Here is a 16,051-nt window from a genome sequence, read left to right as displayed (position 1 = left end):
AGCAAGGGACCGCACAAGGATTAAGCACGTGACCGCCGACCCCCTGACATTCGACCCTCCGGTATTCCTCGCCCCGATGGCGGGGATCACCGATCTGCCCTATCGCAGCCTCGTGGCGCGATTCGGGGCCGGTTTGGTCGTGTCGGAGATGGTCGCCAGCCAAGAATTGCTCAGCCGCCGCCCCGGTACCCGAGAGAAGGCAGAGTTGGGGTTGGATGTCATCGGCACCTCCGTCCAGCTCGCGGGGCGCGAAGCCGAGCCGATGGCCGAAGCCGCACGGATGGTCGAGGCGATGGGTGCGCGGATCATCGACATCAACATGGGCTGCCCGGCCAAGAAAGTGACGCAGGGCGCCTCGGGCTCGGCGCTGATGAAGACGCCTGATCACGCGCTGCGGCTAATTGAGGCGGTTGTGGGCGCGGTCAACGTGCCTGTGACACTCAAAACCCGGCTCGGCTGGGACGACAATATGCTCAACGCCGCACCCATCGCCAAACGGGCCGAGGATGCGGGCGTGCAGATGATCACAATTCACGGGCGCACGCGCTGTCAGTTCTACAAGGGCCGCGCCGATTGGGCCGCGATACGGGCGGTGAAAGAAACGGTGCGCGTCCCCGTCATCGCCAATGGCGATATCACTGGCAGCGATGAGGCACGCCAAGCCCTGCGGCTGTCGGGCGCAGATGGTGTGATGGTCGGGCGCGGCGCGCAGGGGCGGCCTTGGCTGCTGGCGCAAATCGCGCATGACCTGCACGGACGCGCCAAACCGATGATCCCCAAAGGGGCCGCAATGGCCCAGATGGTGGCCGAACATTACGACGAGATGCTGCGTTTTTACGGGGTCGATCTTGGGGCCAAAGTCGCCCGCAAGCATTTGGGCTGGTATATGGACCATTGCGCCACCCCCGCCGATCTGCGCCGCGCCCTGCTGACGGCGGGGGAGGTGAAAACCACCTTTGATCTGATCGCAGAGGCTATGCAGTACGACGCCGCGGCGGCTCAACCTCCGGTCGCGGCATGAGGGCCGAGATACCTGAGCGGCAGGTTTGGACCTCTTTGCCGGTGCCTGCCTTTATCGTCAGCGCCGACGACCGGGTCGCGGATTTGAACCCTTCCGCCGAAGGCTTCCTCAATGCCTCGGCCCGCGCCACGATTGGCCAGTCGATCTGGAAGTTGATCGCGGTGGATCACCCGCTTGAGGCCGCGTTTGCCCGTGCGCGGCTGCAGGGCACGCCGCTGTTCGTGAATGACGTGGATGTCGGCGCGATGCAGCGCGCGCCTTTGCAATGCGGCTTGCAGATTGCGCCGCTGGTGGGCGGGGCGGGGGAGATGGTTCTGATGATCACCCCGCGCGAATTGGCCGGGCGCATCACCCAAGATCACAGCGTAAAATCCGCCGCCAAATCCGCCATCGGCATGGCCGAGATGCTGGCCCATGAGATCAAGAACCCTTTGGCCGGGATCACCGGCGCGGCGCAGCTTTTGTCGATGAACCTGTCCAAAAGTGATCTGGAACTGACCGATCTCATCGTTGCCGAAAGCCGGCGCATCGTGAAACTGCTGGAGCAGGTCGAGCAATTTGGCAACCTCATGGCGCCCGAGCGCAAGCCGGTGAACCTGCATGATGTGCTGGACCGCGCGCGGCGGTCGGCGCTGTTGGGCTTCGGCTCAAAGATGAAAATCACCGAGGATTACGACCCCTCTCTGCCGCCCGCGCTTGGTGATAAGGACCAACTTTTGCAGGTCTTGCTGAACCTCATCCGCAACGCGGCTGAGGCGGCGGGCGCGGCGGGGGGCACCATCCGGCTGCGCAGCTTTTATGAACACGGGTTCCAGTTGCGCCGCGCCGATGGGGATGGCCAGCCGCTGCCCCTACAGATCGAGGTGATTGACGATGGCCCCGGCCTGCCGGATCATATCCGCGCCGATGTTTTCGATCCCTTCGTCTCGGGCCGGGAGAATGGCACCGGGCTGGGCCTCGCCTTGGTGAGTAAAATTATTTCAGATCACGGAGGCTGGATTTCAGTCAGTTCCGCCCCCGGTCGAACCGCATTCCGCATTTCGCTGCCGCGCGCAGGCGCCGCTGCCCTCAAGGAGAATTGACATGGATGGCACCATCCTCGTCGCCGATGACGACCGCACGATCCGCACCGTTCTGACCCAAGCGCTGACCCGCGCGGGCTGCAAGGTTCATGCCACTTCAAGCCTGACCACCCTGATGCGATGGGTCAGCGAGGGCAAGGGCGACGCGGTGATCTCTGACGTGGTCATGCCCGATGGCAACGGGTTGGAGATGCTCCCGAAAATCGCGCAGGACCGACCCGGCTTGCCGGTGATCGTGATCTCGGCGCAGAACACCATCATGACCGCGATCAAGGCGGCAGAGGCCGAAGCCTTTGACTATCTGCCCAAACCTTTCGACTTGCCGGATCTGATGAAGCGCACCGCTCGGGCCTTGGAGCAGCGCACGACGCTCAGCCGCAAAGCCGCCGCTGACGACGGTGCCGAGATCGACGCCGAGCGTGACGATCTGCCGATGATTGGCCGGACCCCGGTGATGCAGGCGCTCTACCGCACCGTGGCACGGGTGATGAACACCGATCTGCCGGTGCTTATCTGGGGCGAAAGCGGCTCGGGCAAATCGCTGATCGCGCGGGCGATTCACGACTTCTCAGACCGGCGCAGCCTGCCGTTCGTGACCGTGACGGATGCCGATCTTGCCGATATCGAAGGCCCTTCGCGGGTGTTGGCGCGGGTTGGCGGTGGTACCTTGATGATCGACGAAATCGCGGATTTCCCCCAAGATATTCAAGCCCGTCTGGTGCGGATGATGGATGCGCCGGGCGAAGACGCGCCGCGATTCATGGCCACCAGCCAAAGCGATCTGGATGCGGCGATGCAAGAAGGCAAGCTGCGCCGCGATCTCTATTACCGCCTGTCGGGGGCGACCCTCGAAGTGCCTGCACTGCGGGACCGGGTGGAGGACATCCCGCTTTTGGCCGATCACTTCTTGGCACGTGCCAACCCCGGGCCTGCGTCACCGCGCAAACTGTCGGACAAGGCCGCGCAAATCTTGCTGAAGTTTCCATGGCCGGGCAATGTGCGCCAATTGGAACATGCCATGCGGCAACTGGCACTGGCCAGCCAAGCGGCCGAGATCACGGCGAGCGAGGCCGAGCAGTTGCTGGGCGCACAAAGTGGTCCGGCACCGATGCAGACCGAGGCCGATACCGAACGGCTGGGTGCCTCGGTCGAGCGTCATTTGCAGCGTTATTTCGACCTGCACGGCTCCATGCTGCCGCCTCCGGGGCTTTACGCGCGGATCCTGCGCGAAGTCGAACTGCCGATGATCGAAATCGCGCTTGCCGCGACGGCAGGGAACCAAGCTAAATGTGCCGCTTTGCTGGGAATTAACCGAAATACTTTGCGTAAGAAGATCACCGACCTCGATATTGAGGTGACACGGGGCCGCAAGATGATGTAAAAGAGCCACATAACAGTGGCCATCGGGGTACTCTCCCGTTCAGGACCACATAATATGGCGGTTGATGCAGCAATGCATCACAACATCGGTGAGGTATGCGGGTGGCAACCCGGTCACGCAGGTTCAAGCTCGAGCGGTTGGGGCGTCTCAGGCGAGTCAAGCGGCTGCGCAATTGGTCCACCTTTGGGCTGGTGGTGCTGGGGCCGGTTTTGGCGCTTGCGACCTATCTGGCACTCGGGCCTTTGGGGCAGGGGGCGGATACGCTCAACCTGCGGCTCATTCTGTTGTCCGATCTGGTCTATGTGCTGCTGGTGGCGGCGCTGGTTCTCATTCAGGTCGGGCGGCTGATCTCGGCGCGCCGCGCCAAATCGGCTGGCTCTCGGTTGCACCTGCGGTTGACGGGCGTCTTTGCCCTGATGGCGCTGATCCCGACCGTCACGGTGGCGATTTTTGCAGGGCTTACGGTGAACGTGGGGCTTGAGGGCTGGTTTTCTGACCGGGTCAGCGGCGTGGTCGGCTCATCGCTCGCGGCGGCCGAGGCCTATGAGGCCGAGCAGCGCGAGGCCCTGATATTGGACGCGCGGACCCTTGCCCGCAGCATCGACAGCGCCCGCGCGCAGGGCATCAACCTAAGCGACAGTGAGCTTTTGGGCGAGGGCCAGCGGCAAATTCAGCGCGGCCTGCGCGAGGCGTTTCTGATCGACAGCACCGCGCAGATCCGGGCGCGGGGGGATCGGTCCTATCTCTTTGATTTCGAAGCACCCACCGAGGTGCAGCTTGATACCGCCAGTGACGAGGGCCTTTTGGTCATCGAGGACTGGCCCAACAATGAATTCCGCGCGCTGGTGCCGATGGACGCCTATGTCGATCGTTTTCTCTATGTCTCCCGCGCGGTGGATGGTGAGATTCTGGCGCTGCTGGATGAGACCAAAGAAACTGTGCGCCTGTACCAGCAGCTTGAATCCGAACGCGGGCGGCTGCTGTTCGAATTTGCCCTTGTTTATCTGGGCTTTGCGGTGATCCTCATTCTGGCCGCCGTTTGGCTGGGCCTGTGGTTTGCCGAACGGCTTTCCGGTCCGGTTGGGCGCCTGACCGGGGCCGCGCAACAGGTGGGCGCGGGTGATCTGAATGTGCAGGTCCGCGAAGAAGAGGGCGATGACGAAATTGCCATGCTGGGGCGTTACTTCAACCAGATGACCCGGCAGTTGAAGGGTCAGCGCGAGACGCTGTTGGAAAATACCGACCAGATCGAGCGCCGTCGCCGGTTGTTCGATTCCGTGCTAAGCTCGGTGACCTCGGGCGTTGTGGGGCTTGACCCGGAGGGGCGCGTCACCTTCGTGAACCGCTCTGCCATGCGGCTGCTGGACTGGTCGGAAGATCAGCAAAGCCTGCCGCTGACCCTTGCCGTGCCGGAGTTCGGCCCGCTGTTCGAGACGGTGAAGGCCGCGTCGGACGAAGTGGCGCAGGCGGAGATCAAAGTCTCGCGCCAAGGGGCGATGGAGAACCTCTTGGTGCGCATGGCGACCCGGCGGTCCAAGGATGGCGATCTTGAAGGCTATGTGGTGGCCTTTGACGATGTGACCGATCTGGTCAGCGCGCAGCGCATGGCCGCTTGGGGCGACGTGGCGCGCCGGATTGCCCATGAGATCAAGAACCCGTTGACGCCCATCCAGTTGAGTGCCGAGCGCATCCGCCGCAAGTTCGGCCCCAAAATGGCCGAAGGCGATGACGACGCGCTGGAACAAATGACCGGGGTGATCATCCGCCAAACCGGCGACCTGCGGCGCATCGTCGACGAATTCTCAAAATTCGCGCGGATGCCCGAGCCGGAAACCAGCCGTCAGGACATCCGGCAATTGCTGCGCGATGCCGTGTTGCTTCAGCAAAGCAGGCAGGAAGAGGTGGTGATCAAGCTTGACCTGCCCACGCAGCCGGTCATGGCCAATATCGACGGCACGATGATCTCGCAGGCGCTGACCAACCTGATCAAGAACGCGGGCGAAGCCATTGAAAGCCTGAAGAAAGAAGGCACGCCCGAGGGGCATGTGCCGCAAATTCGCGTGACGCTAAAACCGGAAAACCGGCTTTTGCGGCTGACCATCGCCGACAACGGCATCGGCCTGCCCGAAGACCGCGCGCGGCTGTTCGAGCCCTATGTGACCACGCGCAGCGAGGGCACCGGACTGGGCCTGCCCATCGTCAAAAAGATTATCGAGGAACACGGCGGCAGCCTGACGCTCGAAACCGCGCCCGCATTCGACGGGCAACACCATCACGGTGCCATGGCAGTCATTTCACTGCCCTTGGCCATCGACGCAACGACAGACCAAGGGGATAAGGCAGATGAGTGACATTCTGATTGTAGACGACGAACGCGACATCCGTGAGTTGATCTCGGACATCCTTGAGGATGAAGGCTTTGCCACGCGCTTGGCCAGCAATTCTGATGAGACGATGGCCGAGATCAACACGGAAGCGCCCGCGCTGATCATCCTCGACATCTGGTTGAAAGACAGCCGGATGGACGGGATCGATATTCTAAAGACCGTCAAACGGGACAATCCCGATGTGCCGGTGGTGATTATCTCGGGCCACGGCAATATCGAGATTGCCGTGGCGGCGATCAAGCAAGGGGCTTACGATTTCATCGAAAAGCCCTTTAACATCGATCAATTGCTGGTGGTGATCCGCCGCGCAATGGAAACCTCGCGCCTGCGCCGGGAGAACCAGAACCTCAAGCGCCGCGATGTGGCGACTTCGGAGATGATTGGCACCTCCGCATCCTATCGCGCCTTGCTGGGCCAGCTTGACAAGGTGACCAAATCCAATGGCCGCGTGATGCTGACTGGCCCCGCGGGGTCGGGCAAGGAAGTGGCGGCGCGCTATATCCACGCCCATTCCGCCCGCGCCTCGGCGCCCTTTGTCACCGTCAACTGCGCCGGGGTGGCGCCTGATCGGATGGAAGAGGTGCTCTTTGGCCGGGAGACGCCGGACCGCGGGGTCGAGCCGGGGCTGCTGGAGCAGGCCCACGGCGGGGTGATCTACTTTGATGAGGTCGCGGACATGCCGCTTGGCACCCAGTCCAAAATCCTGCGGGTGCTGGTGGACCAACAGTTCACCCGCGTGGGCGGGACCGACAAGGTGCGCGTCGATCTGCGGGTGATCTCTTCGACGAACCGCGATCTGGATCAGGCGATCAAGGCAGATACCTTCCGGCAGGAACTCTATCACCGTCTGAACGTCGTGCCGATTGCCGTGCCGTCCTTGGAGGAGCGGCGCGAGGATATTCCGCTGCTGGCCGAACATTTCATCGCCGAGTTCAACACCTCCCAAGGTCTGCCGCAGCGTGCGTTGACCGAAGATGCCGTTGCTCTGATGCAGACGATGGTCTGGCCCGGCAATGTGCGCCAGCTTAAGAACCTTGTTGAGCGGGTGCTGATCCTCGGGGATGGCACCGGCCCGATCGAGGCCCGTGAACTGCCGGGCGAAGAGGAAAACGGCGGCGATGAGGGGCGCGTGGTGCTTTCCGGCGCGCTGGCAACGCTGCCGTTGCGCGAAGCGCGCGAGGCTTTCGAGCGGGAGTATCTGCTGACCCAGATCAACCGCTTTGGCGGCAACATCAGCCGGACAGCAAATTTCGTCGGGATGGAGCGCAGCGCCTTGCACCGCAAACTGAAATCCCTCGGCGTTGTGACCTCGGCCAAGGCGGGTGTGCGCGTGGCCCATGTGGACGAGGAAATCGAAGCGGCTGGCTGACCCCCGCCGCAGAACTGCGAGGGGGCGTGCCCCCTCGCGCAGCGCCTCACCCTTGGGTGACGATTTGGAACGACCCATCGCTGTTGCGGATCACGCAGGACTTGGGGTTGAGTGCGGGCAGCGTGGTGGTGGCGCGCGCAGGTGCGGCGCGGGCCACATTGCTGGGGCAGGCGGGTATCGACACCGGCGCAAAGCCTTTGTCGGCCATACATTGCCCCTCAACCCGGTTGCGCAGGTCTTGGTTGGGGTCGAAGGTCACCAACTCACCCGGCACGTAAAAGCCGCCCCGCGTGGTGCAGTTGTTATTGGCATCGCAATGGCGACGCTCGGGCACATAGCGCGGCGGTTCGCGGCGGATTTGGGTTGAGATCGGCACATCGCGCAGGGCCTGCACCTCGCAAGAGGTGGTGGCCCGGTTGACCTGCGCAACGGTCGCGCCCGGTTTGTAATAGGTGTTCAGCGGTGCGCAGGCCGCAGCCATCAGGGCGACAAACGTCAGGGCAAAGGCGCTGCGCGATGCGCGTGGGGATATCGGTTTCATGACCCCATGATGCCGCTGTTGGATGGTAAAGACAATTGATTTGACCCTTGCCAACCCATCTGTCATGCCCTCTAACCGACCCAAGACAACCCTCACACGATCTTTGCTTAGGGTAAGGAAGCCTTCATGAAAATCATCATTTGCGGCGCAGGGCAGGTGGGTTGGCAGATTGCCCGTCACCTCAGCGGAGAGCGCAACGATGTGACCGTGGTCGACAGCAATGCCGAATTGATCCGCCGCGCCACCGACACGTTGGATGTGCAGGGCATCGCCGGTTTCGCCAGCTACCCCGATGTGCTGGACCGTGCGGGCGCGCGGGACGCCGAGATGATCATCGCCGCGACCCACTCCGATGAGGTCAATATGGTGACCTGTCAGGTGGCGCATTCGGTCTTTGGCATCAACCGCAAGATCGCCCGTCTGCGCAGCCAGTCCTATCTGGATGCGATTTATTCCGACCTTTACCGGCGCGATCACATGCCGATCGACGTGGTGATTTCCCCTGAGAAAGAGGTCGCCACCGCAGCGCTCCAGCGCCTCAGTGCGCCAGCGGCTTTCGACACCGAGATTTTCATGGACGGGCAGGCGCAGCTTCTGGGCATTACCATCGACAGTGATTGCCCGGTGGTGAACACGCCGCTGCGTCAGTTGACCGATCTCTTCTCAACCCTGCGCGCCGTGGTCGTGGGCGTGCGCCGCGATGGCACACTTTTCGCGCCCGAGGCGAAGGATCAGCTTTTCGTCGGCGATGACTGCTATGTCTTTTCGCATCACGACGACATCGCCCGCACGATGGAGATTTTCGGCAAACAAACCACCAAGCAAGAGCGTGTTGTTCTTGTGGGGGGCGGCAATGTCGGGTTGACCGTGGCGCAGCACCTTGAGGCCGGACCGCTGCGCGTGCGCACCAAGATGATCGAGAAAAACCGCAAATGCGCCGAACGCGCCGCCGAAGGGCTTGAGCGGACGATCGTGTTGAACGGCGACGGGCTCGATGCCGCGCTGCTGGCCGAGGCGGGCATCAGCCGCGCCGATGCGATGCTGGCGGTGACGGATGACGACAAAACCAACATGTTGTCTTGTGTGCGCGCCAAGGCCGAGGGCTGCCCCTATGTCATCGCGCTGATCAACGATCCGACGCTGGTGCCGCTGATGACCCACCTTGGCATCGACGCCTATATCAATCCGCGCGCCACGACGGTCAGTTCGATCCTGCGTCACATCCGCCACGGGCGGGTGCGGGCGGTCTATTCCATCGGCGATGCCGAGGCCGAGGTGATCGAGGCCGAAGTGCTGTCGACATCGCCCCTCGCGGGCAAAAAAGTGTCGGAAATTGACTTCCCCGAGGGCGTGTTGATCGGCATGCTGCGCAAAGAAGGCAAGGTGATCCGCCCCATGGGCAGCACACGGATCGACGAAGGGGATGTTGTTGCCCTCTTCGCTCTGGCCGAGGATGTGCCCCGGGTTGAGCAGCTTTTGCAGGTCTCGATCGACTTTTTCTAAGCGCAGGAGCGCCCTTGTGACGCAACCGACCAGCATCCGGCCGACCGGCATTCGCCGCGAGATCGTGCAACTGCCGCTGTTTTTGCAATTGTTCGGTGTCTCTGCTGTGTCGATGATCCTGCCGTCGATCCACGGGCTGGTGGTGAACGACCATCAGGCCAGCCGCGCTTTCCTCTATGCTGGGGTTTTGGGGCTTGTGGCATTTACCCTCATCGCCATTGCCCATGCCGGGCGCAAACCCTTGGACGGCGCACTTGGGCCGCTGCTATCGCTGCTCTCGGCCTTTGTTTTTCTGCCTGTGTTTTTTGCCGTGCCATTCCTTGAAGCTTTGCCGACGACGCGCTTTGTGAATGTCTATTTCGAGATGGTTAGCGCGCTGACCACCACGGGCGCTACAATGTTCGAAAACCCAGCACGGCTAAGCAACACGCTGCATCTGTGGCGCGCGCAGGTCGGCTGGATGGGCGGCTTGCTGATGTGGGTCACGGCGTCGGCCATTCTGGCGCCGCTGCATTTGGGTGGGTTTGAAGTGACGGCGCAGGCCGAACCGGGGCGGCCCGATGACCGTATCGGCGCCCGCATGGGCCGGATCACCCCGCGCCAACGTCTGCTGCGCACCACGCAGGCATTGCTGCCGATCTATTTCGGGCTGACGCTGCTGCTTTGGCTCTTGCTGGTCATCGGCGGAGAGACGGGCTTGGTGGCGCTCTGTCATGCCATGTCGGTCATGGCGACCTCGGGCATTTCGCCCATCGGCGGCGTGGCCGAAGCGCAGGTCGGCGTCACCGGCGAGGCGGTGATGATGCTGTTTATGCTCTTCGCCCTGTCGCGGCTGACCTTTTCCAAAGATACCGTGACCGCGACCCAAGGCGGGCTGATGACCGACCCAGAGTTCCGCATCGGTCTTTTGGTGGTGATCGGCGTGCCGTTGCTGCTGTTCGCACGCCACTGGATCGGCGCCTTCGAGGTTGAGGTCGAGGTTGACGGCACCCGCGCTTTGCACGCGCTTTGGGGCGGACTGTTTACCGTGCTGTCCTTCCTGTCGACGACTGGTTTCGTCTCTGAACATTGGGCCGAGGCGCAGAATTGGTCGGGGCTGCGCACGCCGGGGTTGGTGCTCATGGGGCTTGCACTGATCGGCGGCGGGGTGGCCACCACAGCGGGCGGGGTCAAGCTTTTGCGGGTCTTCGCGCTCTATCAAAACGGGGTGCGGGAGATGGACCGGCTGGTCTATCCCAATTCCGTCAGCGGCGCGGGGGCCGCCGGGCGTCGCTTGCAAAGCAACGGGGCCTTTATCGCGTGGATTTTCTTCATGCTTTTTGCCATGTCGCTCGCCGGAGTGACCCTTCTTCTGACTCTGACTGGCGCGTCCTTTGATGCGGCGGTGGTCATGTCGGTGGCCACGCTCTCCACGACCGGGCCGCTGATCGAACATGCTGCCGACAAACCCATCCATTTGATCGAACTGGGCGTGGCCGCGAAAATCATCCTCAGCGGCGCAATGGTGCTGGGTCGGCTGGAAACCTTGGCGATTATTGCGCTGATGACCCCGAATTTGTGGCGCGCCTGACACGTTTAGCGGTAGAACCGTCCTAGTCCGCTGATATTGGGGCTGGAAACTCACGCTTTCGCACTCCATACTTGAGGCAATGGGGGGGTCCGGTACGCGGACGCCAGCAAGAACAAAAGGCGAGACTACCATGGCGTCAGACAGACAGAACCTTCAGGATGCGTTCCTAAACCACGTTCGCAAGACCAAGGTCCCGGTGACAATTTTCCTGATCAATGGCGTCAAATTGCAGGGTGTGATTACCTGGTTTGACAACTTCTGCGTTCTGCTGCGCCGCGACGGTCAATCGCAACTTGTCTACAAGCACGCGATTTCGACCATCATGCCAAGCCAGCCGATCAGCCTTTATGAGGGCGAAGACGCTTCTTGAGCCGTCCAGCATTTCAGATCGACAACAGCGATGGGCCCCGCGTAACGCGCGCTTGGGTGCTGCATCCTGATATCAAGACCGACAACGACCGGCGCGCGCCTGAGCCCGCGCTGGCCGAAGCCGTTGCATTGGCCGAAGCGTTGCCAGAGCTTGAGGTGGTGGGGGCCGAAGTCGTGCCCCTGCGTACCGTTCATGCCGGGATGCTGTTTGGCAAAGGTAAGATCGAGGAACTCGATCAGCGCATGAAGGAAGCCGAGGTTGAGCTTGTGCTGGTTGACGGTCCGGTGACCCCGGTCCAGCAGCGCAACCTTGAGAAGGCTTGGGGCGTCAAGCTGCTCGACCGCACCGGTTTGATTTTGGAGATCTTTAGCGACCGCGCGGCGACCCGTGAAGGGGTGCTTCAGGTCGAGATGGCCGCGCTGAACTATCAGCGCACGCGCCTTGTTCGCGCATGGACCCACCTTGAGCGTCAGCGCGGCGGTTTGGGCTTTGTTGGTGGTCCGGGTGAGACGCAGATCGAGGCGGACCGCCGCGCGATCGACGACCAGTTGGTGCGTCTGCGCCGGCAGTTGGAAAAGGTCGTGAAAACCCGCGCCTTGCACCGCGCCGCCCGTGCCAAAGTGCCGTTCCCGATCGTCGCGCTTGTGGGCTATACCAACGCCGGAAAATCCACGCTTTTCAACCGCCTGACCGGGGCCGAGGTTATGGCCAAAGACATGCTCTTTGCCACGCTCGACCCGACCATGCGCAGCCTTGTCCTGCCCGATGGGCCAGAGATCATTCTCAGCGACACGGTGGGGTTCATCAGCGATCTGCCCACCGAACTCGTCGCAGCCTTCCGCGCCACGCTGGAAGAGGTGCTTGCCGCCGATATCATCTGCCATGTGCGCGATGTGTCCCATACCGAGACTGAAGAGCAGGCCCAGAACGTGCGCGATATTCTCGCCTCACTCGGCGTCCCGAAAGAGACCCGCAGTTTCGAGGTTTGGAACAAGCTGGACCTGCTCCCCGAAGACCGCGCCGACGCCATGCGCGCGCGGGCTGCGCGCAACGACGACGTGCTGGCAATCTCGGCCATTACCGGCGAGGGGCTTGAGGCGTTTCAGGAAACCATCGCCGAAGCGCTGCAGGGGGCGGTGCGCGAGGCCGAATTGACCCTCGGCTTTGCCGAAGGCAAGAAACGCGCCTGGCTGTTTGCGCAGGACGTGGTGGAAGGTGAGCGTCAGACCGAAGACGGGTTTGAGATCACCGTGCGTTGGTCCGCGCGCCAAGAGGCTGAATTCCAGCAGATTTGAAAGCTACAACGCAGGCTGCGGCAATTTTTGCCCCGGCAAGCATCGAAATCGACCCGCTGCGTCGCATATGGTGAAACGACCTTTTGCGGAGCGCGCCACATGACTCTCGTCATCCTTTATATCTCAACCGCCGTGATCTTCCTCGGGCTGGACTACCTTGGACTGACCTATCTCATCAAACCCGTGTTTGAGCGTGATATCGGAGACTGGCTGCTGGATGAATTCCGCGTCGCCCCGGCGCTGATCTTTTACGCCTTCTTCGTGGCGGTGGTGCTGTGGTTCGTGTCTTGGCCCGCGATGATGCAGGATCATTCTTTCCTTTGGGTCTTTGGCAATGCGCTGCTGATCGGCGCGATGGGCTATGGCACCTATGAGTTCACCAATCTGGCGACGCTCAAGGATTGGACATGGGCCATGGTGGCGCGAGACTTCGCCTGGGGGTCGGTCCTGACCGGCACGGCGGCAACCGCAGGCGTGGCGATCACCCGTGCGTTGACCTAGCGGCCATTCTCGGTCGACCAGCGCCATGCGCCGGGTTGCAGTCCGGCCAGTTCCCAATCACCCACGCTGGCGCGGATCAGCCGCAGGGTGGGCAGCCCCACATGCGCCGTCATGCGCCGCACTTGCCGGTTGCGCCCCTCGCGGATGGTGATGCGCAGCCAAGCGTCGGGCACCGTCTTGCGAAAACGCACGGGCGGGTCGCGCGGCCAAAGCGCCTCGGGCGCGTCGATCAGATCCACTTGGGCCGGTTTCGTAACGCCGTCTTTCAGTTCCACCCCCTTGCGCAGCGCCTCAAGGGCCGCGGCATCGGGCGTGCCTTCGACCTGTACCAGATAGGTTTTGGGCCGCTTGTACTTGGGATGCGCGATGCGGGCTTGCAGGGGGCCGTGGTCGGTCAGCACCAAGAGCCCTTCGCTGTCGCGATCAAGCCGCCCTGCGGGATAAAACCCCTTTTCGTCGATATAGGCCGAGAGTGTGGGCCGCGTGCTGCCCTCAGTGCCTTTGTCGGTGAATTGCGACAGCACGCCGTAGGGTTTATTCAGCAAGATCACGCGGGCGGTCATTGGGCAGGCTCCAATCGTGTCACGCCCACGGCGGCGGCGCGGGCCAGTTCGGCGTCGAGTGACATCGGAATATATTCGCCCCGCCGCCAGAGTTGCGCCATGTCGTCGTAATGCCGCGACAGGAAATGCCCCGATTGCCCGGTGGAGGTGACAAAGACCGAACTGTCGGGATCGGCAAAGTCATAGACCCCGCGGTAGCCTGCACCATGCACATTATAGAATGGGTCTTTGCCGGTGCCGCGGGTCAGCCCCCGTTGCAGGGTATTGTCCCCACCCGAGGTCGACTGGCGGATGTTCACGAAGTAGCGCAGCAGCGGCACGTCGCCCAAGACGGGGTGATCATGGGTCGCCTGATGCGCGTCGCCCCAGCGGAGGGATTCCAACTGCGTGCCCCAAGTCTCTTTGATCCAGAGCAGGGCGTCGTCCAATGCCAGTCGCGCCATGTCATGGCACGTCTCTACTGGCGCGGATTGGCGCACGTCGCACCATTTCGCGGCGCCTTGCACATCGCGGAAGGCGCGTTCGATGAAGAGCGGTTGAATATGGGTGAATTCTTCGGCCAATGGCCCCAGTTCATCCCGGATAAGACGGTCCTGCAGGGCGCGGATCCATGCGGCATAGATCAGCGGCTCGGGCAGGTGTTCGTTCATTTCACCCGACCAGCCTGCCAGCAGATCCAGTGCGCGCTGGCGTTGGCGTTCGGGCGTGCCATCGGGCGCGGCCTCTCCGGTGAACCACAGCTCGGCGCCGATCAGCGGCAAGAGCGCGCGGGCCGTGGGGCTGACCGTATCAAGCTGCGCTTCGATGAAACTGTCGCGTGTATGAACCTCGCGGTTCTGCATCAGCCGCTGCCAGCGTTGCACCCGCTGTGTGTCGCCCCAGACGAAAGAGACATGGTTGGGAAAGGGGCGATCGACGGTCTTGTTGTTGGTGTTGCCAAGGATACCGCCCGCGGGGGCGATGAACTCAGGGTTGGCGGTATAGGGCAACATGTCGTCCCAACGGTTCGCAGCGATCCAACCGGGACTGGGCATGCGCCCTTTGCTTTGGTGATTGGCATCGCGGCGCGGCATGGCGCCGATGGTTTTCATGGCGATGGTGTCACGGTCCACCAGTGTGAGGTTCTGTGCCGGGGCCACATAGTCGGTCGCGGCATTGATCGCCTGCTGCACCGATTTCGCGCGCATCACCTTCATCGCGGCGGCAAGCGAGGTGTCTTCTTCGGTAAAGAGGGTCGAGGCGACAGAGGCCACATGCCCCGGCGGCGTGATGCTGCCAAGGTTGTAATGGCTGCCCGGCAGCACCGGGCCATTGTCGGTCCAACGTAGGGTAACGGTGATCGGATCGGCATCCGCGATATTGATGATCGACGAGCGTTTGCGGAATTTCTTGAACCCGTCGGGGGTGCGGTATTCTTCGGTGTTTTCCGGGTTCAGCTCTTCGATATAGACGTCTTGGTCGTCGACATAGGCGGTGGTCAGCCCCCAGCCCAGATCGGCGCTGCGGCCTGTCAGGACCACGGGCATGCCGGGTATCGTGCCGCCGATCACGCCGCCGGTCTCAAGCTCCAGCCGGGCCAGATACCAGATCGCCGGGGCGGTGAACCCCAAGTGCGGATCATTGGCCAAAAGCGTGCCGCCCGCGGCAGAGCGCGACGGCGCTGCGGCCCAAGCGTTGGACGCACCGGCGAAGGCCTGCCGTTTGAAAGGCGACAGCGGATGACTGTCCATGGGCGCTGCGGCGGCGTGGCGCGTCGTCACGTCAGGAAAGAGGGCGGCATATTCAGGCAGGGCGGCGACCCCGCTGCCCGGCGCATCCGGCAGGATGTCGCGCAGGCGGTCTTGGTCGCTCAACTCCAACGACACCCGTGCGCGCAGCACTTCGGCCTCTAGGTGGCCCGACATCTGCAGGCCCATCAGCTTGGTCACGGCCAATGAGTCGGCGGGCCGCCACGGGGCCATGGGTGCGTTGAAAAGCCACATCTCGGGCGCGCCACGGCCCAAGGCTTCGGTGTTGATCTGATCTAGGCGGGCGTTGATCCCGGCGGAATAGGCCTCAAGCGCCGCGTCGGTTTCGGGGTCAAGCTCACCTGCGGCCGCTACGGCAAGACGGTAGATATCATAGCGCCGCATCAGCTTGTCGGTGGTGACGGTGGCGGTGCCAAAGACCTCAGACAGGCGCCCCTGCGCGGTGCGCCGCAGGGTGATCAACTGCCACAGCCGGTCTTGGGCATGGGCGAAGCCAAGGCCATAAAATACGTCTTCGTCGGTTTCGCCAAAGATATGCGGCACATTGGCGTTGTCGCGCACGATCTCGACCGGGGCGCTGACGCCTTGGACATCAACCCGATCATCATAGTCGGGCAACGACCGCGCGGCGAACCAATAGACCAGCAGCAAAACCACGACACTCAGCGTGACGAGAAACACCGCCAATCGGATAAGCCAGCGAAACATCAATGCCATCGG

Annotated in this window: 13 protein-coding genes; 10 read left to right on the top strand and 3 right to left on the bottom strand. The window is 62.6% G+C overall.

Features of this window, described 5'->3' with window-relative positions; all coding sequences use genetic code 11:
- Positions 1-76 precede the first annotated feature (76 nt).
- The 5 genes from dusB (at position 77) to K3762_RS10570 (ending at position 7,240) form a co-directional block, all read left to right on the top strand.
- The gene (gene dusB, locus K3762_RS10590; RefSeq protein ID WP_240791544.1) at positions 77-1,021 is read left to right on the top strand and encodes a tRNA dihydrouridine synthase DusB; all 945 of its coding nucleotides are present in this window, start codon (positions 77-79) and stop codon (positions 1,019-1,021) included.
- Positions 1,018-2,103, top strand: coding sequence for a nitrogen regulation protein NR(II) (locus K3762_RS10585; protein ID WP_067942678.1), 1,086 nt, complete (start codon positions 1,018-1,020; stop codon positions 2,101-2,103). The genes dusB and K3762_RS10585 overlap by 4 nt, the downstream gene beginning before the upstream one ends.
- A 1-nt stretch (position 2,104) precedes the next feature.
- Entirely contained in the window at positions 2,105-3,484 is a 1,380-nt protein-coding gene (locus K3762_RS10580; protein ID WP_132443314.1) for a response regulator, read from the top strand.
- 95 nt (positions 3,485-3,579) lie between these two features.
- Positions 3,580-5,835 carry a PAS domain-containing sensor histidine kinase gene (locus tag K3762_RS10575; RefSeq protein WP_132443315.1) on the top strand — a complete coding sequence of 752 codons (2,256 nt, stop codon included), beginning with the start codon at positions 3,580-3,582 and terminating at the stop codon, positions 5,833-5,835.
- Positions 5,828-7,240 carry a sigma-54 dependent transcriptional regulator gene (locus K3762_RS10570; protein ID WP_120351172.1) on the top strand — a complete coding sequence of 471 codons (1,413 nt, stop codon included), beginning with the start codon at positions 5,828-5,830 and terminating at the stop codon, positions 7,238-7,240. Before K3762_RS10575 ends, K3762_RS10570 begins: the two co-directional genes overlap by 8 nt.
- 46 nt (positions 7,241-7,286) lie before the next feature.
- On the opposite strand, the gene K3762_RS10565 is transcribed toward K3762_RS10570, so the two are convergent.
- On the bottom strand, positions 7,287-7,781 hold the full coding sequence (locus K3762_RS10565; protein WP_240791520.1) for a hypothetical protein: 495 nt from the start codon (positions 7,779-7,781) through the stop codon (positions 7,287-7,289).
- 126 nt (positions 7,782-7,907) lie between these two features.
- Here K3762_RS10565 and trkA point away from each other — a divergent pair, with 126 nt between their 5' ends.
- The 5 genes from trkA (at position 7,908) to K3762_RS10540 (ending at position 13,020) form a co-directional block, all read left to right on the top strand.
- The gene (trkA, locus tag K3762_RS10560; protein ID WP_120351171.1) at positions 7,908-9,284 is read left to right on the top strand and encodes a Trk system potassium transporter TrkA; all 1,377 of its coding nucleotides are present in this window, start codon (positions 7,908-7,910) and stop codon (positions 9,282-9,284) included.
- A 16-nt stretch (positions 9,285-9,300) separates the two neighbouring features.
- Positions 9,301-10,854, top strand: a complete 1,554-nt coding sequence (locus K3762_RS10555; RefSeq protein ID WP_206054252.1) for a TrkH family potassium uptake protein — start codon at positions 9,301-9,303, stop codon at positions 10,852-10,854.
- Between the two features lie 130 nt (positions 10,855-10,984).
- Complete coding sequence (gene hfq / locus K3762_RS10550; RefSeq protein WP_007119530.1) at positions 10,985-11,224, top strand: RNA chaperone Hfq; 240 nt, start codon at positions 10,985-10,987, stop codon at positions 11,222-11,224.
- Entirely contained in the window at positions 11,221-12,519 is a 1,299-nt protein-coding gene (gene hflX, locus K3762_RS10545) for a GTPase HflX (RefSeq protein ID WP_120351170.1), read from the top strand. The genes hfq and hflX overlap by 4 nt, the downstream gene beginning before the upstream one ends.
- A 99-nt stretch (positions 12,520-12,618) precedes the next feature.
- The gene (locus K3762_RS10540; protein WP_132443316.1) at positions 12,619-13,020 is read left to right on the top strand and encodes a DUF2177 family protein; all 402 of its coding nucleotides are present in this window, start codon (positions 12,619-12,621) and stop codon (positions 13,018-13,020) included.
- Here K3762_RS10540 and K3762_RS10535 read toward each other — a convergent pair.
- Both K3762_RS10535 and K3762_RS10530 read right to left on the bottom strand, forming a co-directional pair.
- Positions 13,017-13,583, bottom strand: a complete 567-nt coding sequence (locus K3762_RS10535) for a pseudouridine synthase (RefSeq protein ID WP_120351168.1) — start codon at positions 13,581-13,583, stop codon at positions 13,017-13,019. The two genes, K3762_RS10540 and K3762_RS10535, sit on opposite strands and share 4 nt — an antisense overlap.
- Positions 13,580-16,048, bottom strand: a complete 2,469-nt coding sequence (locus K3762_RS10530) for a penicillin acylase family protein (protein ID WP_260009442.1) — start codon at positions 16,046-16,048, stop codon at positions 13,580-13,582. The genes K3762_RS10535 and K3762_RS10530 overlap by 4 nt, the downstream gene beginning before the upstream one ends.
- Between the last annotated feature and the right edge of the window lie 3 nt (positions 16,049-16,051).

It is taken from the genome of Sulfitobacter sp. W074, assembly GCF_025142275.1.
GTDB classification, from domain to species: Bacteria; Pseudomonadota; Alphaproteobacteria; order Rhodobacterales; family Rhodobacteraceae; genus Sulfitobacter; species Sulfitobacter profundi.
This window is presented reverse-complemented; position numbering and strand designations above follow the sequence as displayed.